Raw genomic sequence first — 15,561 nt, 5'->3', positions numbered from 1 at the left:
TAAAAAAGAAATTCATATAATGAATATAAATAAAATAGCATTGGTTTATAACCAAAATTCCAAACATTTAGCTATTATAGAGGAAATAAAAAAACTCTATAATTATTGTAAAATAGAGGAAGCGGAGGTCGTTATCGTAATAGGCGGGGATGGAGAATTACTACATAATATTCACCGCTATATGCATCTTAATATACCTTTTTACGGAGTTAATTTAGGAAGCCTCGGCTTTTTAATGAATTCTTTAGATACCAAAAATTTATTACAAAATATACATGAAAGTACGGTTTCTATCCTAAATCCTCTTCTTATGCAAGTCGAAGATACGAGCGGTCAAATATATACGGCACTTGCTATTAACGAAGTATCTATATTTCGCAAAACTAATCAAGCTGCTAAATTTAGAATAGACGTAAACGGGATAGAGAGAATGAGCGAATTAGTAGCAGACGGAGCTTTAGTTGCAACACCTGCCGGAAGTAGTGCTTATAATTTATCTGCCAGCGGTCCTATTTTACCGCTTGAGTCAAACATGTTATGCCTAACCCCTATCTGCTCGTTTAGACCGCGTAGATGGCACGGTGCTTTACTGCTTTCATCTGCTACGATTAAATTTGAAATACTTAATACAAATAAACGACCGGTAAATGCTACTGCTGACTTTCAGGAGTTTAATAATATCACAAATGTTACCGTTAAATCTACTAAGGATAAGCCTATCAAACTGCTCTTTAATAAAAACCATACGCTGGAAGATAGAATTATTAAAGAGCAATTCGGTGGGTAATTATTAAAAAATATTAATAATTTTTTGACTAAGAATTAAACTAATGTATAATGCCTTGTTAAAAATAACTAGGCATCATATATGAAATCAAAAAAGTCTTCTATTAACTTTTCTAAAAATAACCATATTTTATGGTTATCACTTGAAACTCGCAATACTACCTTAAATATAGCTATAGAATTGTACTCAGCAATAGTTAAAGATTTTGATATAAAAAATAATTATTTAAGAATTATTGAAGAAATAAAAAATTCAAAATTAGCTTCAGAATTTGCTAATTTAGCAATTAAGAAGATAAAAGAGGTAAAAACCCCAAAAAAACTATTGGAATGTGTATTAAAAAATTACAGTTACGCAGAACTTAAAAATCATGAGTTAATTCTAAGGTAGAAATATTTTTTGAATACAAACCTAGCTCCAATTCTTCTAACCCTATCACTAAGATTATCAATAAATTTATCGCTAAGGAAAATATTTTTCGTTTAGCCGTAGTAGACAAGAATATTTCATTAATGGAAGAAGTAGCTAAAGATATACTTAAATCAGCACCTATAGTTTTAAATTTACTTAAAACTCAAGGAGAATGGTATCAAAAATATCTAAATTTTATTGCAGAAATTTTATTATTTGTAAAACCTGAATTTCAACCTGATATTATTAAACAATTAGCAAATATAGAAGATTTTGCTATTCTAAGCGCTTTTTCTGAAATATTGCTTGCTACCAAAAAATATGATGAAATAATAACATTACTTGCACCACGACTAGCGAATCTAGTAAACAATGAGCAAAAACAGAAAAGTAAATTCATCTATTTTTGCCGTTATAATCTATCAGTAGACTATAATAATACAGGAAAATTATCATTAGACGAAGAGCAATTATTACGCATTTTAAAGGATTAACCAAACGATAGCGATTCAATCTATAGCTTATTTAATATTTATTTACTTAACGAAAGGACAACAGAAACAAAAAATTTAATCAAAAATGTTCCTACAAATATCAAAATTTTGACAGCAATGAGTTTTAATTTAGCTGAAATTACTGAAGCTAAATTAAATCTAATTAACCAAGACAATTTATCTAAAGATAGTAAAGAACAGTTTCGATGTTTTCAATATATTGCCAAATACAATCAATATTCTGCTGCTGAGAAAATTGTGAATGAAGAAAACCTAAAGGATGAGTGAATCGCAATTAGCAACTCTATTGGTGGTGTTATATTACTATCTACAACAGCCTTATATACCAAACAATATGAATTAGCTAAACAATTTATACAAAAAATACCTAAAAATAACTCCATATCTCAGTAATATCTTCCAGGTAATAGAATTTTTATTAAATCCTGAAGAATATATTAACCAAATTCATATCGAAGCTCTTGTTAGCAACCTTAATTTTGCACAAGCACAAGCTATAGAAAAAATTAATAAGATTATCACTTGTTGAATCGCAATTAAGAAATACGACTTAGCGTTAAAGAAAGTTGAGGAAATTTTACAATATGATAATAAAAATCAGGAAGCCATTGAGAATAGACTCATAGCTGCAAGGCTAACTAATGATCACGAAAAGATACAGAAATATATTGGTTTATTATCACTTAAAGAAGAGCTAGAGCAGTATGAAAATCAAAATCCTATAGAAATTCATGAATATTATCACATCAATAAAAAATGCACATTTACTTCATACTATCGGGCAGGTTATTCCTAGTTACAGCAATTGGAAAGTTAATCAAGAAGGAGAAATTACAAGTAATAACACTACTGCTTTAGGCAAATATCAAGGACTTGAATGTTATGGAAGAATTAGCGAAAAATTACAAGAAAAATTAGATAAGAATCAATGTGATAAATTTATAAATGCCTTAAAGAAAGATATAATATATAGACAACAGGGGGACAACGGCGTTAAATTTATCGGTAAAAAAGCAGTTGAAATTAAAATTGATGGTGACCAGCGTTTATTCACAAATATACTATATTCAAACGAACAAGGTAAATTACTGATACATTTTGATCATCAAGGAAATCATAATGATGTAATAAAATTCGCCGGCGAACATCATCTAGAATTTCATTAAGAGTCACTATAATTTTAATAAAATTATTAATTTTTACTCAAAAGGTTGGCGTAGGTTAATAGCGGCAGATACGGTACCCTCGTCTAAATAATCAAGTTCACCTCCGATAGGTATACCGCTAGCAAGGCGAGAAATTTTAGCAGGATGCTCTTTTAAATATTCTGTAATAAAGTAAGCAGTAGTCTGACCTTCTAAAGTAGAATTAGTAGCAATAATAACTTCTTTAATATTTTCTGCAAAACATCTTTTAAGTAGTTCAGGTAACCGAAGTATGCTAGGGTTTTGTCTACTAGCTGCCGATAAATTATGACCGAGTACATGATATAAACCTTTAAAATTACCGCTACGCTCCATTGCCCATAATTCAGCTACAGTTTCGACAATAGCAATAATTGATTTATCTCTATATTCAGAAGAACAAATACGGCAAATATTTTCTGTATCCATATTACCGCAAATCTCGCATTTTACTATTTTCTTATCTATCTCTACAAGATTATTAATCAGGCTTTTTAACCTTACGTCTTTATCTTGCAATAGGTAAAGCGCTATACGCCTTGCCGATCTACTACCAAGACCGGGTAATTTTGAAAAAAGATAAATTAGCTGATCTATATCATTATCATTTGTTTCATTCATAAATATACTCGTTTAATTTGAAAAATGAGCTATGTCGTATTATAAGAACTGCGGTACTCACCTATTAAGTATACGCTCCGCTCCTCGCCTTATAGACTCCTTGCTCTTTTCCAAATTACACTTCGTCTATTACTTAGGAGTATATTTAAGACTTAATAACGACGGTTCCGGCTATTTTATCATGTAATGCTTGTTTTTTAGAAGAAAAAAGTATGAAAAAAATACCGACAGGAAAAGTCATATACCCTAAAAATCTTTTAATTAACTGCTTTAAAGTCGGACGATTTAATGTTACGGCATCTACTATTTTCATACGTAAAAACATTTTACTAAGCGTTGCACCTTTATAATACCAAAGTGTTATGAAATATGAGCCTATTACTAATATATTAGTAGCAAAAATTGAAATATTAAACAAAATATATTTATTAAAATTGCCTGCTTTAAGATATTCATAAAATTCCTGACTCATAACCGAGTTAAACATTTCATTGGGATTATGAAGATTAATGTTATTGCTAAGGAAATAATCATTAAAGAACAACCATAATAAATTAAAAGAACAAAATTGTGATATTGGGATTGCTATAAAGGCAAATAATGATAAATCAAGTGCCGTAGAAAAAATTCGTGCTATAAAATCAGGATAAATAATTTGCTTTTTCATTGCCAGTTACTTTATTTTGGTATTAGATAGTAAGGGTTGTGGCAATCTCAGGATTTTGGCATGAGATTGCTTCGTCAAAACTTACAGTTTTTCCTCGCAATGACGATTAATGCCCCTAATCAAAATTCAATATATTACATTCATGAATCAATTTGAAGCATATAGTTTATTATTTGTTGATATTTTTGTCTCAAATCTTGTTATAGGTTTTCAGAATGCATTAATATTTCATTCTATGAAAATGTTCAGAGGCTATAATAGTTAATAATACTGTTAGTAGCTATTTGTGCTTCTCTTAGCGGTAATGCAGTCAATTATATTTTTGGAAGAATAGTTTTAAATATCTTTTATGCTTCCAAAAATGCACAAAATATTTTAAGACATAAAAATTTAACAAAACTATATTATAAATATGAGATATTTATAATTTTCTTAATGGCATTTTCTTTTTGGGGAAGCTTTATTTCCTTATTCTCCGGTTTTTTTAAAACAAAATTTCTAAAATTTTTAGGTATTGGTTGTTTGGCAAAAGCATGCTATTATGCCTTAGAATTGTATATATTTTAACTCATGAAAAAATTAACCAAAACTAATTCTCATAGACAACAAAAATTAGCAAGCATTATAAATGAAGCATTAATAGAAATTCTAAGGCGTGGCAAAATGCTGGATAGCAGACTTTTTGATTGTCCTCTCACTATTACGAAAGTTATAATTACTGCTGATCTCAAAATAGCTAATTGTTATTTCTTGCCTTTTAATACTAAACTAACAATAGATGAAATTATGGATGCATTAAATAATTCTAAAAATGCTATCAGAAATTTTATTACTAATAAAATAAATATGAAATTCTCGCCTGATATAAGATTTCATTACGATCACGGATTTGATAATGCTATAAAAGTGGCACACTTATTAAAAGATCTCTGAATATAAGAATCTAATAATTTATTAAAAAAATTATTATTAATAAATTGTTTTAATATTTAGGTTATTGTATCATGCCATATTTTAATCAGTAATGTTATAACTTCAATATGCATAACAAAATAGATAACTTAAAAGAAATAAAAGGATTAACTAGGTTTACGCGGGTATGCTGCATTATGGGTATTCTTCTTACACACCATAATTGGCCAGGTAACTCAATTGGAATGAATATAGCAAGACTTGGCGGTCTTGGGGGGCGTAATATTTTTTGTGTTATCCGGCTTTATTTTATGTTATGTATATAATACTAGATTATATACGCATACCGTTAAGTTATAAAAATTTTTTATTTGCACGTATTGCCAGAGTTTATCCCTTACATTTATTTATGCTTTTATGCGTATTAATGCAGAGTCGATTTTTCCAGAAATTCTTTCACCCTCCGATAATTCTTATACTTTTCTTCTTAATGTGTTCCTTATTCAAGCATGGGGATTCACGGATTTAGTATCTTGGAATCAACCTTCATGTTCAATAAGTACGGAAATGTTTGCATATTAATTATTTCCTTTTTTAATATCATTGATGCAAAGATTATCAATCATTAAGTTATTGATAATCTTGTTATTTATATCTTATTGGATAATTTCTGCTCCTTATGCTTTTCAATGGCTGCAGACCCATATTAGTAACATAAAGAGTACAATTTGCTTACGGTAAAAGCTTAATAATGTTTTTAGGTGTATTTATTTTTGGTTGTATAACATTTTTTATTACAAAACATATAAAATCTTTGAAACTTAATTATATTATTTATGATATTATTATATTTGTAGGAATTGCTGTTTTTGCTTATATTTTTATTATAATTAATGCAGAAACACTTTGGTGGCCTGCAGTTGGGTTGGCTCATCCTTAATAATTATTGGAACATCTAATGATTCAGGATTAAGTAAACTTATTTACGGTAATCCAATAACATATTTTCTAGGTCAAATTTCACATGCTTTATACCTTTCTGCTTTAACTACAGAATTTTTTGTAGCATATTACTGGATTTATCCAACTCCTTTATGGCTTAAATTTGCTACTTCGGTTATAATAGCTACTATTTTGCATTATATAATTGAATTACCAGCTCGCCAGTTCATTCGTCAATTCAAAGTGAATAGATAGATGGGTGCTAGGGGATAAACTCAATCATTGAAAACAATAATTATCCGTTATACTAAAAACGCTTAAAAATTAAGCTTTAGTACAACAACCCCCTAGCATAAATGGACTAAAGGCTATAAATGTTTTGCAATGATGGAGTTTAAACATCATTTACAAAACTATAATATCATAATAATTAAAATAATCAAGATATTTTAGTTATTTTTTAAACTTTAAGTATAACTCAAATAAAAATAAATCCTTATTTTTATTAAAAAACTTTAAAAGATTATTTTTTTATATTAAGATATAAGAATAATCTTTATAATAAAAATAAATAGAAAATGTCTCCTCAAATAATAGAGTTATTAATTTTTGCCGTTATTGCCTTTTACATTATCAACAAATTAATTACGACTCTCGGTTCTACTTCAGAAGAGGAACAGACAAAGCAAAAATCTTATTTTGGCGAACCGGTTATTAAGGACGTAACTTACAGTACAGTTAAATCTAATAAAGAAGAAAAAAATATTCCAACAGCCCAAGATATTAAAGCTTTTAAAGATATAATAGTGGAACATAATATAACTGCGGTCGTAGATGGAATGGCACAAGTCCATAAACGCCTTTACTCCTTTGATCCGGTTAAATTCATAAATAATGCTAAAACTGCTTTTCAAATGATTGTAGAAGCTGCTTATAAAAAAGATGCTAAAGAATTATCTGAGCTGATAGATAAAAGATACTTGGAAGAATTTGAAAAAATAACACCGTCCTATGGTGATTTTTTTGACTCATCGGCTTTAAGTGCAAAATATTCAGAAATTTACATGTTCGGTAATAACATATTTATTAAATTACTATTTCAAGGTAAAAATGTAGTTGACAAAATCGAAGATTTAAAAGAAGAATGGACATTTACACGTAATGCTAATACCAAAGAAGTTGATTGGTTTTTAAGCAATATTGAGAGAGTGTAGCAATTATATTTTATGACCTGAATGTCATGTTCGCGGAAGCGGGAATGACATCGAAAAACTACAAAACTAAATAACAAACTATTAGTAATGAGTAAAATTTTCTATATTATAGGCACTATATTAATAATAAGTGTCGGTATTTTTATGTTTCAAACGCAAACGATAACAGATAACAATCAAATAATCCCCAGAAAAGTTTTATTCGGTAACCCTGATAAAGCAAGGGTTTCTCTAACCCACGACGGCAAATATATTCTATATGTTGCACCAAAAGACGGTGTATTAAACATTTGGCTAGCACCCTCAGATGATATTAGTAAAGCAGAAGCCATAACCCATGACAAAGGACGCGGTATTTGGTCTTATGCTAAAGCTTATAATAATAAAAATATTTTATATACCCAAGATTTTAACGGTGATGAAAATGACCGAATTTATAGCTATAATATAGAGACAAAAGAGACAAAATTACTTACTCCCGTAAAAGGAGTTAAAGCCGAAATAGCCGGAGCAAGTCATAAGAAGCCAAATGAGATATTAATATATTTAAATGAGCGTAATCCTGAATATTTTGATATTTACAAATTAAATCTAGATACTCTAGAAAAAGAACTGATTTATAAAAATGATAGATTTACTGATTATGTAACCGATGAAAATTTAAATTTAAGATTCGGTAGCTTACTAGATAAAGACGGAGCTGTTGAATATTATGAATTAAAAGACGGAGAACCAAAGTTATTTACTAAGATATCAATGGAAGATTCTTTTAACACTTCCATACTTGGTTTTGATGCTAGCGGTGAAACTTTATATATGCTAGAGGGACGTAATCGTAATACCTCTGCACTTAAAGCTATAACACTAGCTACAGGTAGTGAAGAAATATTAGCCGAAGATGCAAAAGCCGATATTGGCTTATTTACAGTTCATCCCACAAAGCAAACTCCGCAAGCAGTATCTATAGATTATGATAGAGTCTCATATAAAATATTAGATAAAGATATTGAAGATGATATTAAATATTTGCAATCTATTGATCGCGGTGATTTAATTATTAATAGTAGGACGCTAGACGATAAAACTTGGATCGTTGCTTATATGGCTGATAATACACCGGTGAAATATTATAAATATGATAGGGCAAATAAAAAAGCTGAGTTTTTATTTACTAATCGCAAAGAACTTGAGCAATATAATCTTGCTAAGATGATACCGATAATTATCAAGTCACGTGACGGACTTGATTTAGTTAGCTATATCACTTTTCCAAATGATGTAAAGCTCGATAAAAATAATATACCCGATAGAAAAGTACCTCTAATTTTAAATGTCCACGGCGGTCCGTGGGTACGTGATAGCTGGGGATATAATCCTGAGCATCAGTGGCTTGCAAATCGTGGTTACGCAGTTTTAAGTATAAATTACCGTGGTTCTACCGGTTTTGGGAAAGATTTCTTAAACGCCGGTAATTTAGAATATGCCGGTAAAATGCACGCCGATTTAATTGATGGTGTTAACTGGGCTATTAAGAATAATATAGTTGATTCTGACAAAGTTTGTATTATGGGCGGAAGCTATGGAGGTTATGCAGCGCTTGTAGGTCTTACCATGACGCCTGACGTATTTGCTTGCGGTGTTGACGTTGTCGGTATATCTAATTTATTAACTCATGTGCAATCTAAAGCTCCTTATATGACACCATTGTTAAGTATATATAAAACACGTATAGGACCTTGGGATACTGAAGAAGAAAAAGAGTTTTTAAGACAAAGATCACCGATTAATTTTGTTGATAATATCAAAAAGCCTTTATTTATAGCACAAGGTGTTCACGATGTAAGAGTCGTGCAGGCAGAATCAGAACAGATTGTAAACAGCATGCAAGCAAAGCATATACCGGTAGTTTATGCACTTTACAAAGATGAAGGTCATGGATTTGCAAAACCCGGTAATAGAATCTCATATTACGCTCTTGCCGAGCAGTTTTTAGCTAAGATTTTAAAAGGAAGAGCGGAACATATAGGAGATGACTTAAAAAATGCTAATCTCATTCTGAATGATAAAGAAAAAATTAGCGGTACAGAGGCAGAAAAGATTATAGATACGGCAGTTGGGAATTAAGAAGAAACTGTCATACCGCGACTCGGTGTCACCCCGTGGCTTGTCCATGGGATCTAGTTAAAAATACTAATAATTTTAGTATTTCTTATTGTTTTTTAGATTCCTGCTTTCGCAGGAATAACATAGAAGAGCGAAAATGACATTAAGTAAGTTCAGAATAATTTATTGGAGTACTATCATGCTACTTACAAATACTGAAAATTTCTTACGGCTTAATTGCAAAACTTTTTCACTGGATCATGAGCATTATAGTTATAGTAATGCTCGTTGTCGGTTTCTTAATGAATAATTTCATAGAACTTCCTTTAAAATGGCAATTATACGGGATACATGAAGCAACCGGTATAGTTGTTTTATCTTTAGTAATAATAAGGCTTTTATGGAAATTCTATAATGCTAAGTTTTGCTACCGAAAGATATGCCGCATTGGCAAAAAAAGCCGTTAATATTAATATAAATTTGCTATAGCTTTTAATGTTATTAATGCCGATAAGCGGCTTTCTAATGACTATTTTATCAAACCATCATATTGATTTTTATGGTTTGTTTACTATAAATTCTTTTGCTCCAGATTTACAATTTGCCAAAATCTTTAAAAAAATCCATAAAAAGGCTGCTTATTTACTGCTCTAATTATTTTGCATATACTAGCTGCATTATATCATCACTTTATTAGGAAAGATAACGTATTAAAGAGGATGTAACCTCATTATAAACTTATTGACATATAATAAATTGTGTTTTATATACAAAGTAAGATTAGATAACTTACTATATTAGTATTATGAGTAAAAGTGCCAGAGTAGTAGTCTCATCGAAAGGACAGGTAGTTATACCTAAATATATAAGAAATAAACTTGGTTTACATTCAGGCTCTGAGTTAATAATTAACTACAAAAAAAATGAAACATTAGAATTGCTTCCTATAAAAAAAGATATCTATAGCTTTTTTGGCAAGGGTAAACATAAAGCTAAAAACGGTCCGGTGGATGTAGATAAAGCTATTAGTATTGCGGTTATCGAAAATGATAGGAATTGACACTAATATCTTAACTCGTACTTTTCTTGAAGATGATGAAATACAAGGTAAAGCAGCTCAAAATTTCTTAAAAAATAACATCACTAATAAGATTTTTATTGCATCATATGCATTACTTGAATTTGTATGGGTGCTAAAAGTAAATAAATTTACTCGCCAGGAAATTTATGAAGCAGTAATTAATCTTATTGATAATTCCGGCTTTATCATTGGGCATCAAAACATAATAATATCAGCTACTGAAAAATATATTAAAGGTAAAGCAGACTTTGCCGATTATATGATTATTGCAGAAGGAGAAGTCAATAGTGCTAATAAGTTTATCACTTTTGATAAAGACATAGTAAGAGAAGTTAAAAATGTATCTTATCCATAAAAATTAATAGCAATTTAAATAAATTATTTAAAATGAATATTCATGAATATCAAGCAAAAGAGATTTTAAGACAATACGGCGTACCTACTTCCACCGGGCTAGTTGTTACGAAAACTGAAAAGATTAATGAAACCATAGATAAATTAAATACGGAAGTATATGTGGTTAAAGCACAAATACATGCCGGCGGTAGAGGTAAAGCAGGCGGTGTTAAGGTTGTTAAGAGTAAAGAAGAAGCCAAAAAAGTTGCTCATGACATGTTTGGTATTAATTTAGTAACGCATCAAACAGGACCTCAAGGACAAAAAGTAAACCGTCTTTATATCGAATCAGGTTGTGATATTTTAAAAGAATATTATTTTAGTATAGTATTTGATAGATCGGCTAGCTGTATTACTTTCATAGCTTCTACAGAAGGAGGAGTTGATATTGAAGAAGTAGCAGAACAAACTCCGGAAAAAATTATTAAATTTTCCGTTGATCCTGCAACCGGTTTACAAGATTTTCATATGCGAGGCATAGCTTATGAGTTAGGCTTTAAGGATAACCAAGCCAAACAGATGAAAGAAATAGTAAAATCAGTCTATAATGCTTTTATTGAAACCGATGCAGCACAAATTGAAATCAACCCATTAATTGTAAATAGCGACAGGAACTTATTAGCTTTAGATGCAAAAATTACTTTTGACGATAACGGCTTATTTCAGCATCCGAATATTACGGCAATGCGTGATCATGATGAAGAAGATCCTCTAGAAACTAGAGCAACAAATGCAGGACTTAGCTATGTAAAAATGGACGGTAATATCGGTTGCATGGTTAACGGTGCCGGTCTTGCCATGGCCACTATGGATATTATTAAACTTTACGGTGCTTCGCCTGCTAATTTCTTGGATGTCGGTGGTGGAGCTGATCGTGAGCGTGTAAAAGAAGCTTTAAAAATAATTTTATCTGATAAAGAAGTACAAGGGATTCTAGTTAATATTTTCGGCGGTATCATGCGTTGTGATATTATAGCAGAAGGGATTATTGCAGCTGCAAAAGACATAGGCATAAAAGTACCGTTAGTAGTTCGTTTAGCCGGTACAAACGTTGAAAAAGGCGAAGAAATTTTATCAAATTCCGGTTTAGCAATAATACCGGCACATGATTTAGCAGATGCAGCAAATAAAATAGTTGAAGCGATACGGTAGATAACCGTCATGAGCTATGCAGGCATTGACCTTGTTATATAGCTCGAAAAACCAGTTCAGTGTCATACCGTGGCTTGACTACAATATCTATAAAAAAATTAAAAAAGGACTGGATCCCGCGATCAAGTCACGGGATGACATCAAAGTAAAATAAAAACAATAAAAATTATTTAACATGGCAATATTAATAAATAAAAAAACACAAGTTATCTGTCAGGGTTTTACTGGTTCACAAGGAACTTTTCACTCTGAACAAGCGATAGCGTACGGCACTAACATGGTTGGCGGTGTTACACCCGGCAAAGGCGGTCATACTCACCTTGATTTACCTGTATATAATACCGTACATGAAGCAAAAGCAAAAACCGGTGCAAATGCAAGCGTTATATATGTTCCGCCCGGCTTTGCCGCTGATTCGATATTAGAAGCAATCGATGCCAAAATTGAAGTAGTAGTATGTATAACGGAAGGAATTCCGGTGCTTGATATGGTGAAAGTAAAACGTGCTTTAGTCGGTTCTAAAACTAGATTAATCGGTCCTAACTGCCCTGGAGTTATCACACCGGGTGAATGTAAAATCGGTATTATGCCTGGGCATATTCATAAAAGAGGAACGATAGGTATTGTTTCAAGATCAGGTACTCTAACTTATGAAGCAGTAGCACAGACAACAGCAGTAGGACTTGGACAATCTACGTGTGTCGGTATAGGCGGCGATCCTGTTAACGGCACTAATTTTGTTGATTGTATTGAGATGTTTTTGAAAGATGATGAAACAAAAGCAATTATTATGATCGGTGAAATTGGCGGTAATGCAGAAGAAGATGCAGCTGAGTTTATCAAGCAGTCAAAAATCAAGAAACCTATAGTAAGCTTTATTGCAGGTATTACAGCACCTCCAGGTAAAAGAATGGGACATGCCGGAGCTATTATTGCCGGAGGAACAGGAAGTGCCGAAGATAAGCTTGAAGCTCTACAAAGTGCCGGTGTAACTATCACTAGATCCCCTGCCGATATCGGTAAAACTATGTTAGATTTACTAAATAAAGGCTAAAGTTATTCAAGAGCAATTGCTGTCATTCCTACTAGGCCTTGTTGCGTGGAGACTGAAGGTCGTCATTGCGAGAAAATTACGTAAGTAATTGACGAAGCAATTTCAGGATGCTTGACAAGAGTGCCACGTCGCTTCGCTCCTTGGAATGATGATTTGGTATCCATGCAACAATGCTTTCACGGGAATAACATAAAAAGCATGTACTTGGTCTATGCAACAATTCTTAAGAACTCTTATTATCCCTAATTTCTTTAACTATATTTAGTAATTGTGGGAAATCTATTAACCCAGGTATTAATTTTGAATCAATTATATACGCAGGTACTCCTTGCATTCTAAGACTTCTAGCTATTTTCATATTTTGAGTAATTAAATCTTTAATCTCATTGCTATCGGCAATTTCTTCAATTTCCGTAGTATTTAAGCCATTCTCAGTTAATAATTCTTTTATAGATTCCTTAGAAACATCTCTTATTTTTATTAATTCATCATGAACAGCTTTGAATTTACTTGGATTAACCTTATAAACGGCTAAAACTATTCTTGCAAGATATTCGGAAGCATCTCCAAGGATAGGAAGCGGTCGTAATACAACTTTAACTTTTGGATCGTTTTGCAATAATTCATTTATAGAAACATCGCCTTTTTTACAATAAGAACAATTGTAATCATAAAAAGCAATTATTGTTACATCACCGTCTTTATTTCCTATAATAGGAAAGCTTGTGCTATCTTCAATACCTAACTTATTATCTTTTAGATAGTTATTAACTTTAGTCTCATTTTCCTGTACTTTACGTTTTTGCAACCCTTCTATTGATTCTATTATTATTTCCGGAGTTTTAAGCAAATAATCTTTGATTATTTCTTGTACTCTTTCCTCTTCACATTTTCTTGCATCTTCGCTTTGTTTAACCTCAACGGAAACCGGATTTGTAGAATAAGTTTTCATTGTTTTGAAAACAAATAAAACTCCTATCACAACTACAAATATAACCAATATTTTACCTATAATATGCTGCATAAATACCTTTTTTTAAAAATTTTGTATCTTCCTAAAGTCCAAGTAATTCTATATGTCATTCCTGCGAAAGCGGGAATGACACAAAACGAGCTATGTAACAAAACCAGCTTGTCATCCGGTGTAGCAAAGTCCATTACTTCTGTCTTATTAATCTGCTCTGATCTCTTTTCCAGTCTTTTTCTTTAATTGACTCTCTTTTATCATATAATTTCTTACCTTTAGCAATACCAAGTTCAACTTTCACTTTATTTTTTTTATTAAAATACATAGAAAGAGCTACTAGCGTATAGCCTTTTATTCTAATTTTACCGATAATTTTCTTTATCTCTTTAGTATGCAACAATAATTTACGCGGTCTACGAGTAGCATGATTAAATCTATTCGCTTTTTCATATTCTGCAATATGGCAGTTATACAAAAATACCTCATGTCCGGTATCTGCCGCATGACTTTCTTCTATAGAAGCTTTGCCTTGACGCAGAGATTGTACTTCACTACCTTTTAATACAATACCCGCTTCTAATCTTTCTTCAATAAAATAATTAAAAAGGGCTTTCTTATTTTGTGCAATAACTTTCTTATATTCGGTCATATTTTTATAGATAGTGATGTTATGATGTTTTCAATTTGTTTTTTGGCACTATCGCTTGCTTCAGTTAATGGGGGTCTAATTTCATTTTCACATAAACCTAAATAATGTGCAGCATATTTTATCGGAATCGGATTAGATTCTACAAATAATGCTGTATATAAAGGTAGCAATTTCTGATGGATTTCTAATGCTCCTTTAGTATCGTTCTTATTCCATTTTTCTAATAGTTCTTTACATATATTAGGAACAATATTAGAGGCTACAGAAGTCCACCCTACCCCACCTTGAGCGTTAAAAGCTAAGACTACTTCATCATTACCGGTTAAAATATTGAAATCCTTTTTAACTGTTGCTCTGATCCGCAATGGACGTTCTAAATCTACACCACAATCTTTTAATGCTAAAATACGCGGTAGCTTGCTAAGCCTCAATATTGTCTCATCAGAAAAATCTACTCCGCTTCTAGTTGGAGCTGAATATAACATAATAGGTAGATTACACGCTTCATGCAATGCTTCAAAATGCTTATAAATCCCGTGTTGGGTAGGTTTGACATAAGATGGTGGACTAGCCATAAAACCATCTACGCCGATTTTTGTAGATTCCGCTGCAAGTGCTCTTGCATAAGTAGTATTATTTGATGAACACCCGCTTATTATAGGAATACACTTATTAACGATTTCTACGCTAGTTTGCAGTAATAATTTATATTCTTCAAAGCTTAAACTACTACTTTCTCCCGTTGAGCCTGCAATTAATACTGCATCGACTTCATGCTTTATTTGATGTTTTACAATTCTCTCTAAAGCATATAAGTCTAACTTATTATCTTTAAAAGGTGTTATAAGTGCGGTAATTAAACCTTTAAATATGTTATGCATGATTTTTTTGATTTTAATTGTTTAG

General features: G+C 31.3%; 21 protein-coding genes and 2 pseudogenes. 18 read left to right on the top strand and 5 right to left on the bottom strand.

The genetic code is table 11. The annotated features are described in order from the left end of the window. Positions 1 to 19: 19 nt before the first annotated feature. The 5 genes from RGRA_RS0103930 to RGRA_RS13355 all read left to right on the top strand — a co-directional run bounded on the left by RGRA_RS0103930 (position 20) and on the right by RGRA_RS13355 (position 2,879). Entirely contained in the window at positions 20 to 787 is a 768-nt protein-coding gene (locus RGRA_RS0103930; protein ID WP_017443067.1) for an NAD kinase, read from the top strand. 81 nt (positions 788 to 868) lie between these two features. Then, positions 869 to 1,177, top strand: a complete 309-nt coding sequence (locus RGRA_RS13365) for a hypothetical protein (protein WP_017443066.1) — start codon at positions 869 to 871, stop codon at positions 1,175 to 1,177. A gap of 122 nt (positions 1,178 to 1,299) precedes the next feature. Then, complete coding sequence (locus tag RGRA_RS13360) at positions 1,300 to 1,692, top strand: hypothetical protein (RefSeq protein ID WP_017443065.1); 393 nt, start codon at positions 1,300 to 1,302, stop codon at positions 1,690 to 1,692. A gap of 117 nt (positions 1,693 to 1,809) precedes the next feature. Then, the gene (locus tag RGRA_RS12290) at positions 1,810 to 1,980 is read left to right on the top strand and encodes a hypothetical protein (RefSeq protein WP_017443064.1); all 171 of its coding nucleotides are present in this window, start codon (positions 1,810 to 1,812) and stop codon (positions 1,978 to 1,980) included. A 464-nt stretch (positions 1,981 to 2,444) separates the two neighbouring features. Beyond that, positions 2,445 to 2,879 (top strand): hypothetical protein, encoded by a 435-nt coding sequence (locus RGRA_RS13355; protein ID WP_017443063.1) that lies wholly within the window; start codon positions 2,445 to 2,447, stop codon positions 2,877 to 2,879. 33 nt (positions 2,880 to 2,912) lie between these two features. Here the strand turns inward: RGRA_RS13355 and recR are convergent, their stop codons facing one another. Together recR and RGRA_RS0103895 are read right to left on the bottom strand one after the other, a co-directional pair. Next, entirely contained in the window at positions 2,913 to 3,518 is a 606-nt protein-coding gene (gene recR / locus RGRA_RS0103900; protein WP_017443062.1) for a recombination mediator RecR, read from the bottom strand. A gap of 145 nt (positions 3,519 to 3,663) precedes the next feature. After that, positions 3,664 to 4,185 carry an RDD family protein gene (locus RGRA_RS0103895; protein WP_017443061.1) on the bottom strand — a complete coding sequence of 174 codons (522 nt, stop codon included), beginning with the start codon at positions 4,183 to 4,185 and terminating at the stop codon, positions 3,664 to 3,666. Positions 4,186 to 4,327: 142 nt separating this feature from the next. Between RGRA_RS0103895 and RGRA_RS08770 the strand changes: the two are divergent. The 13 genes and pseudogenes from RGRA_RS08770 (at position 4,328) to sucD (ending at position 13,039) form a co-directional block, all read left to right on the top strand. Then, positions 4,328 to 4,752 (top strand): annotated as a pseudogene (locus tag RGRA_RS08770) (YqaA family protein). 3 nt (positions 4,753 to 4,755) lie between these two features. Continuing rightward, positions 4,756 to 5,118, top strand: a complete 363-nt coding sequence (gene rbfA, locus RGRA_RS0103885; protein WP_017443060.1) for a 30S ribosome-binding factor RbfA — start codon at positions 4,756 to 4,758, stop codon at positions 5,116 to 5,118. Positions 5,119 to 5,294: 176 nt separating this feature from the next. Continuing rightward, positions 5,295 to 5,515, top strand: a pseudogene (locus RGRA_RS14325) (hypothetical protein); the annotation flags it as partial. A 488-nt stretch (positions 5,516 to 6,003) separates the two neighbouring features. After that, positions 6,004 to 6,294, top strand: a complete 291-nt coding sequence (locus tag RGRA_RS08765) for a hypothetical protein (protein ID WP_236609785.1) — start codon at positions 6,004 to 6,006, stop codon at positions 6,292 to 6,294. 323 nt (positions 6,295 to 6,617) lie between these two features. Next, positions 6,618 to 7,253: a Tim44 domain-containing protein gene (locus RGRA_RS0103875; protein WP_017443058.1), complete on the top strand. Its 636-nt coding sequence runs from the start codon at positions 6,618 to 6,620 to the stop codon at positions 7,251 to 7,253. A gap of 87 nt (positions 7,254 to 7,340) precedes the next feature. Further along, positions 7,341 to 9,377 (top strand): S9 family peptidase, encoded by a 2,037-nt coding sequence (locus RGRA_RS0103870; RefSeq protein ID WP_017443057.1) that lies wholly within the window; start codon positions 7,341 to 7,343, stop codon positions 9,375 to 9,377. 239 nt (positions 9,378 to 9,616) lie between these two features. Further along, positions 9,617 to 9,823 carry a hypothetical protein gene (locus RGRA_RS08760; protein WP_236609784.1) on the top strand — a complete coding sequence of 69 codons (207 nt, stop codon included), beginning with the start codon at positions 9,617 to 9,619 and terminating at the stop codon, positions 9,821 to 9,823. A 28-nt stretch (positions 9,824 to 9,851) separates the two neighbouring features. Next, a complete protein-coding gene (locus RGRA_RS13350; protein ID WP_017443056.1) occupies positions 9,852 to 10,010 on the top strand; it encodes a hypothetical protein in 159 nt (52 codons plus the stop codon). 5 nt (positions 10,011 to 10,015) lie between these two features. Continuing rightward, positions 10,016 to 10,081, top strand: a complete 66-nt coding sequence (locus RGRA_RS14320; protein WP_330216865.1) for a hypothetical protein — start codon at positions 10,016 to 10,018, stop codon at positions 10,079 to 10,081. A gap of 80 nt (positions 10,082 to 10,161) precedes the next feature. Continuing rightward, positions 10,162 to 10,416 carry an AbrB/MazE/SpoVT family DNA-binding domain-containing protein gene (locus RGRA_RS0103855; protein WP_017443055.1) on the top strand — a complete coding sequence of 85 codons (255 nt, stop codon included), beginning with the start codon at positions 10,162 to 10,164 and terminating at the stop codon, positions 10,414 to 10,416. Then, positions 10,403 to 10,792: a PIN domain-containing protein gene (locus RGRA_RS0103850; protein ID WP_017443054.1), complete on the top strand. Its 390-nt coding sequence runs from the start codon at positions 10,403 to 10,405 to the stop codon at positions 10,790 to 10,792. The genes RGRA_RS0103855 and RGRA_RS0103850 overlap by 14 nt, the downstream gene beginning before the upstream one ends. A gap of 32 nt (positions 10,793 to 10,824) precedes the next feature. Further along, positions 10,825 to 11,985 carry an ADP-forming succinate--CoA ligase subunit beta gene (sucC, locus tag RGRA_RS0103845; RefSeq protein WP_017443053.1) on the top strand — a complete coding sequence of 387 codons (1,161 nt, stop codon included), beginning with the start codon at positions 10,825 to 10,827 and terminating at the stop codon, positions 11,983 to 11,985. A 175-nt stretch (positions 11,986 to 12,160) separates the two neighbouring features. Beyond that, the gene (gene sucD / locus RGRA_RS0103840) at positions 12,161 to 13,039 is read left to right on the top strand and encodes a succinate--CoA ligase subunit alpha (RefSeq protein WP_017443052.1); all 879 of its coding nucleotides are present in this window, start codon (positions 12,161 to 12,163) and stop codon (positions 13,037 to 13,039) included. A 223-nt stretch (positions 13,040 to 13,262) separates the two neighbouring features. Here the strand turns inward: sucD and RGRA_RS0103835 are convergent, their stop codons facing one another. From RGRA_RS0103835 to dapA, 3 genes are all read right to left on the bottom strand, one after another. Further along, positions 13,263 to 14,063 (bottom strand): DsbA family protein, encoded by an 801-nt coding sequence (locus RGRA_RS0103835; protein WP_017443051.1) that lies wholly within the window; start codon positions 14,061 to 14,063, stop codon positions 13,263 to 13,265. A gap of 133 nt (positions 14,064 to 14,196) precedes the next feature. Further along, the gene (gene smpB / locus RGRA_RS0103830; protein ID WP_017443050.1) at positions 14,197 to 14,655 is read right to left on the bottom strand and encodes an SsrA-binding protein SmpB; all 459 of its coding nucleotides are present in this window, start codon (positions 14,653 to 14,655) and stop codon (positions 14,197 to 14,199) included. Further along, the gene (gene dapA, locus RGRA_RS0103825; protein ID WP_004995750.1) at positions 14,652 to 15,536 is read right to left on the bottom strand and encodes a 4-hydroxy-tetrahydrodipicolinate synthase; all 885 of its coding nucleotides are present in this window, start codon (positions 15,534 to 15,536) and stop codon (positions 14,652 to 14,654) included. The genes smpB and dapA overlap by 4 nt, the downstream gene beginning before the upstream one ends. Positions 15,537 to 15,561 lie beyond the last annotated feature (25 nt).

It is taken from the genome of Rickettsia gravesii BWI-1 (genome assembly GCF_000485845.1).
GTDB classification, from domain to species: Bacteria; Pseudomonadota; Alphaproteobacteria; order Rickettsiales; family Rickettsiaceae; genus Rickettsia; species Rickettsia rickettsii.
Note: the sequence above shows the minus strand (reverse complement) of the source record. Positions and strands in the feature narration are given on the sequence as shown.

Coding starts and splice junctions, on each gene's coding strand:
- RGRA_RS0103930 (WP_017443067.1), top strand. CDS start 20: ATGAATATAAATAAAATAGCATTGGTTTATAACCAAAATTCCAAACAT.
- RGRA_RS13365 (WP_017443066.1), top strand. CDS start 869: ATGAAATCAAAAAAGTCTTCTATTAACTTTTCTAAAAATAACCATATT.
- RGRA_RS13360 (WP_017443065.1), top strand. CDS start 1,300: ATGGAAGAAGTAGCTAAAGATATACTTAAATCAGCACCTATAGTTTTA.
- RGRA_RS12290 (WP_017443064.1), top strand. CDS start 1,810: ATGAGTTTTAATTTAGCTGAAATTACTGAAGCTAAATTAAATCTAATT.
- RGRA_RS13355 (WP_017443063.1), top strand. CDS start 2,445: ATGAATATTATCACATCAATAAAAAATGCACATTTACTTCATACTATC.
- recR (WP_017443062.1), bottom strand. CDS start 3,518: ATGAATGAAACAAATGATAATGATATAGATCAGCTAATTTATCTTTTT.
- RGRA_RS0103895 (WP_017443061.1), bottom strand. CDS start 4,185: ATGAAAAAGCAAATTATTTATCCTGATTTTATAGCACGAATTTTTTCT.
- rbfA (WP_017443060.1), top strand. CDS start 4,756: ATGAAAAAATTAACCAAAACTAATTCTCATAGACAACAAAAATTAGCA.
- RGRA_RS0103875 (WP_017443058.1), top strand. CDS start 6,618: ATGTCTCCTCAAATAATAGAGTTATTAATTTTTGCCGTTATTGCCTTT.
- RGRA_RS0103870 (WP_017443057.1), top strand. CDS start 7,341: ATGAGTAAAATTTTCTATATTATAGGCACTATATTAATAATAAGTGTC.
- RGRA_RS08760 (WP_236609784.1), top strand. CDS start 9,617: ATGAGCATTATAGTTATAGTAATGCTCGTTGTCGGTTTCTTAATGAAT.
- RGRA_RS13350 (WP_017443056.1), top strand. CDS start 9,852: ATGTTATTAATGCCGATAAGCGGCTTTCTAATGACTATTTTATCAAAC.
- RGRA_RS0103855 (WP_017443055.1), top strand. CDS start 10,162: ATGAGTAAAAGTGCCAGAGTAGTAGTCTCATCGAAAGGACAGGTAGTT.
- RGRA_RS0103850 (WP_017443054.1), top strand. CDS start 10,403: ATGATAGGAATTGACACTAATATCTTAACTCGTACTTTTCTTGAAGAT.
- sucC (WP_017443053.1), top strand. CDS start 10,825: ATGAATATTCATGAATATCAAGCAAAAGAGATTTTAAGACAATACGGC.
- sucD (WP_017443052.1), top strand. CDS start 12,161: ATGGCAATATTAATAAATAAAAAAACACAAGTTATCTGTCAGGGTTTT.
- RGRA_RS0103835 (WP_017443051.1), bottom strand. CDS start 14,063: ATGCAGCATATTATAGGTAAAATATTGGTTATATTTGTAGTTGTGATA.
- smpB (WP_017443050.1), bottom strand. CDS start 14,655: ATGACCGAATATAAGAAAGTTATTGCACAAAATAAGAAAGCCCTTTTT.
- dapA (WP_004995750.1), bottom strand. CDS start 15,536: ATGCATAACATATTTAAAGGTTTAATTACCGCACTTATAACACCTTTT.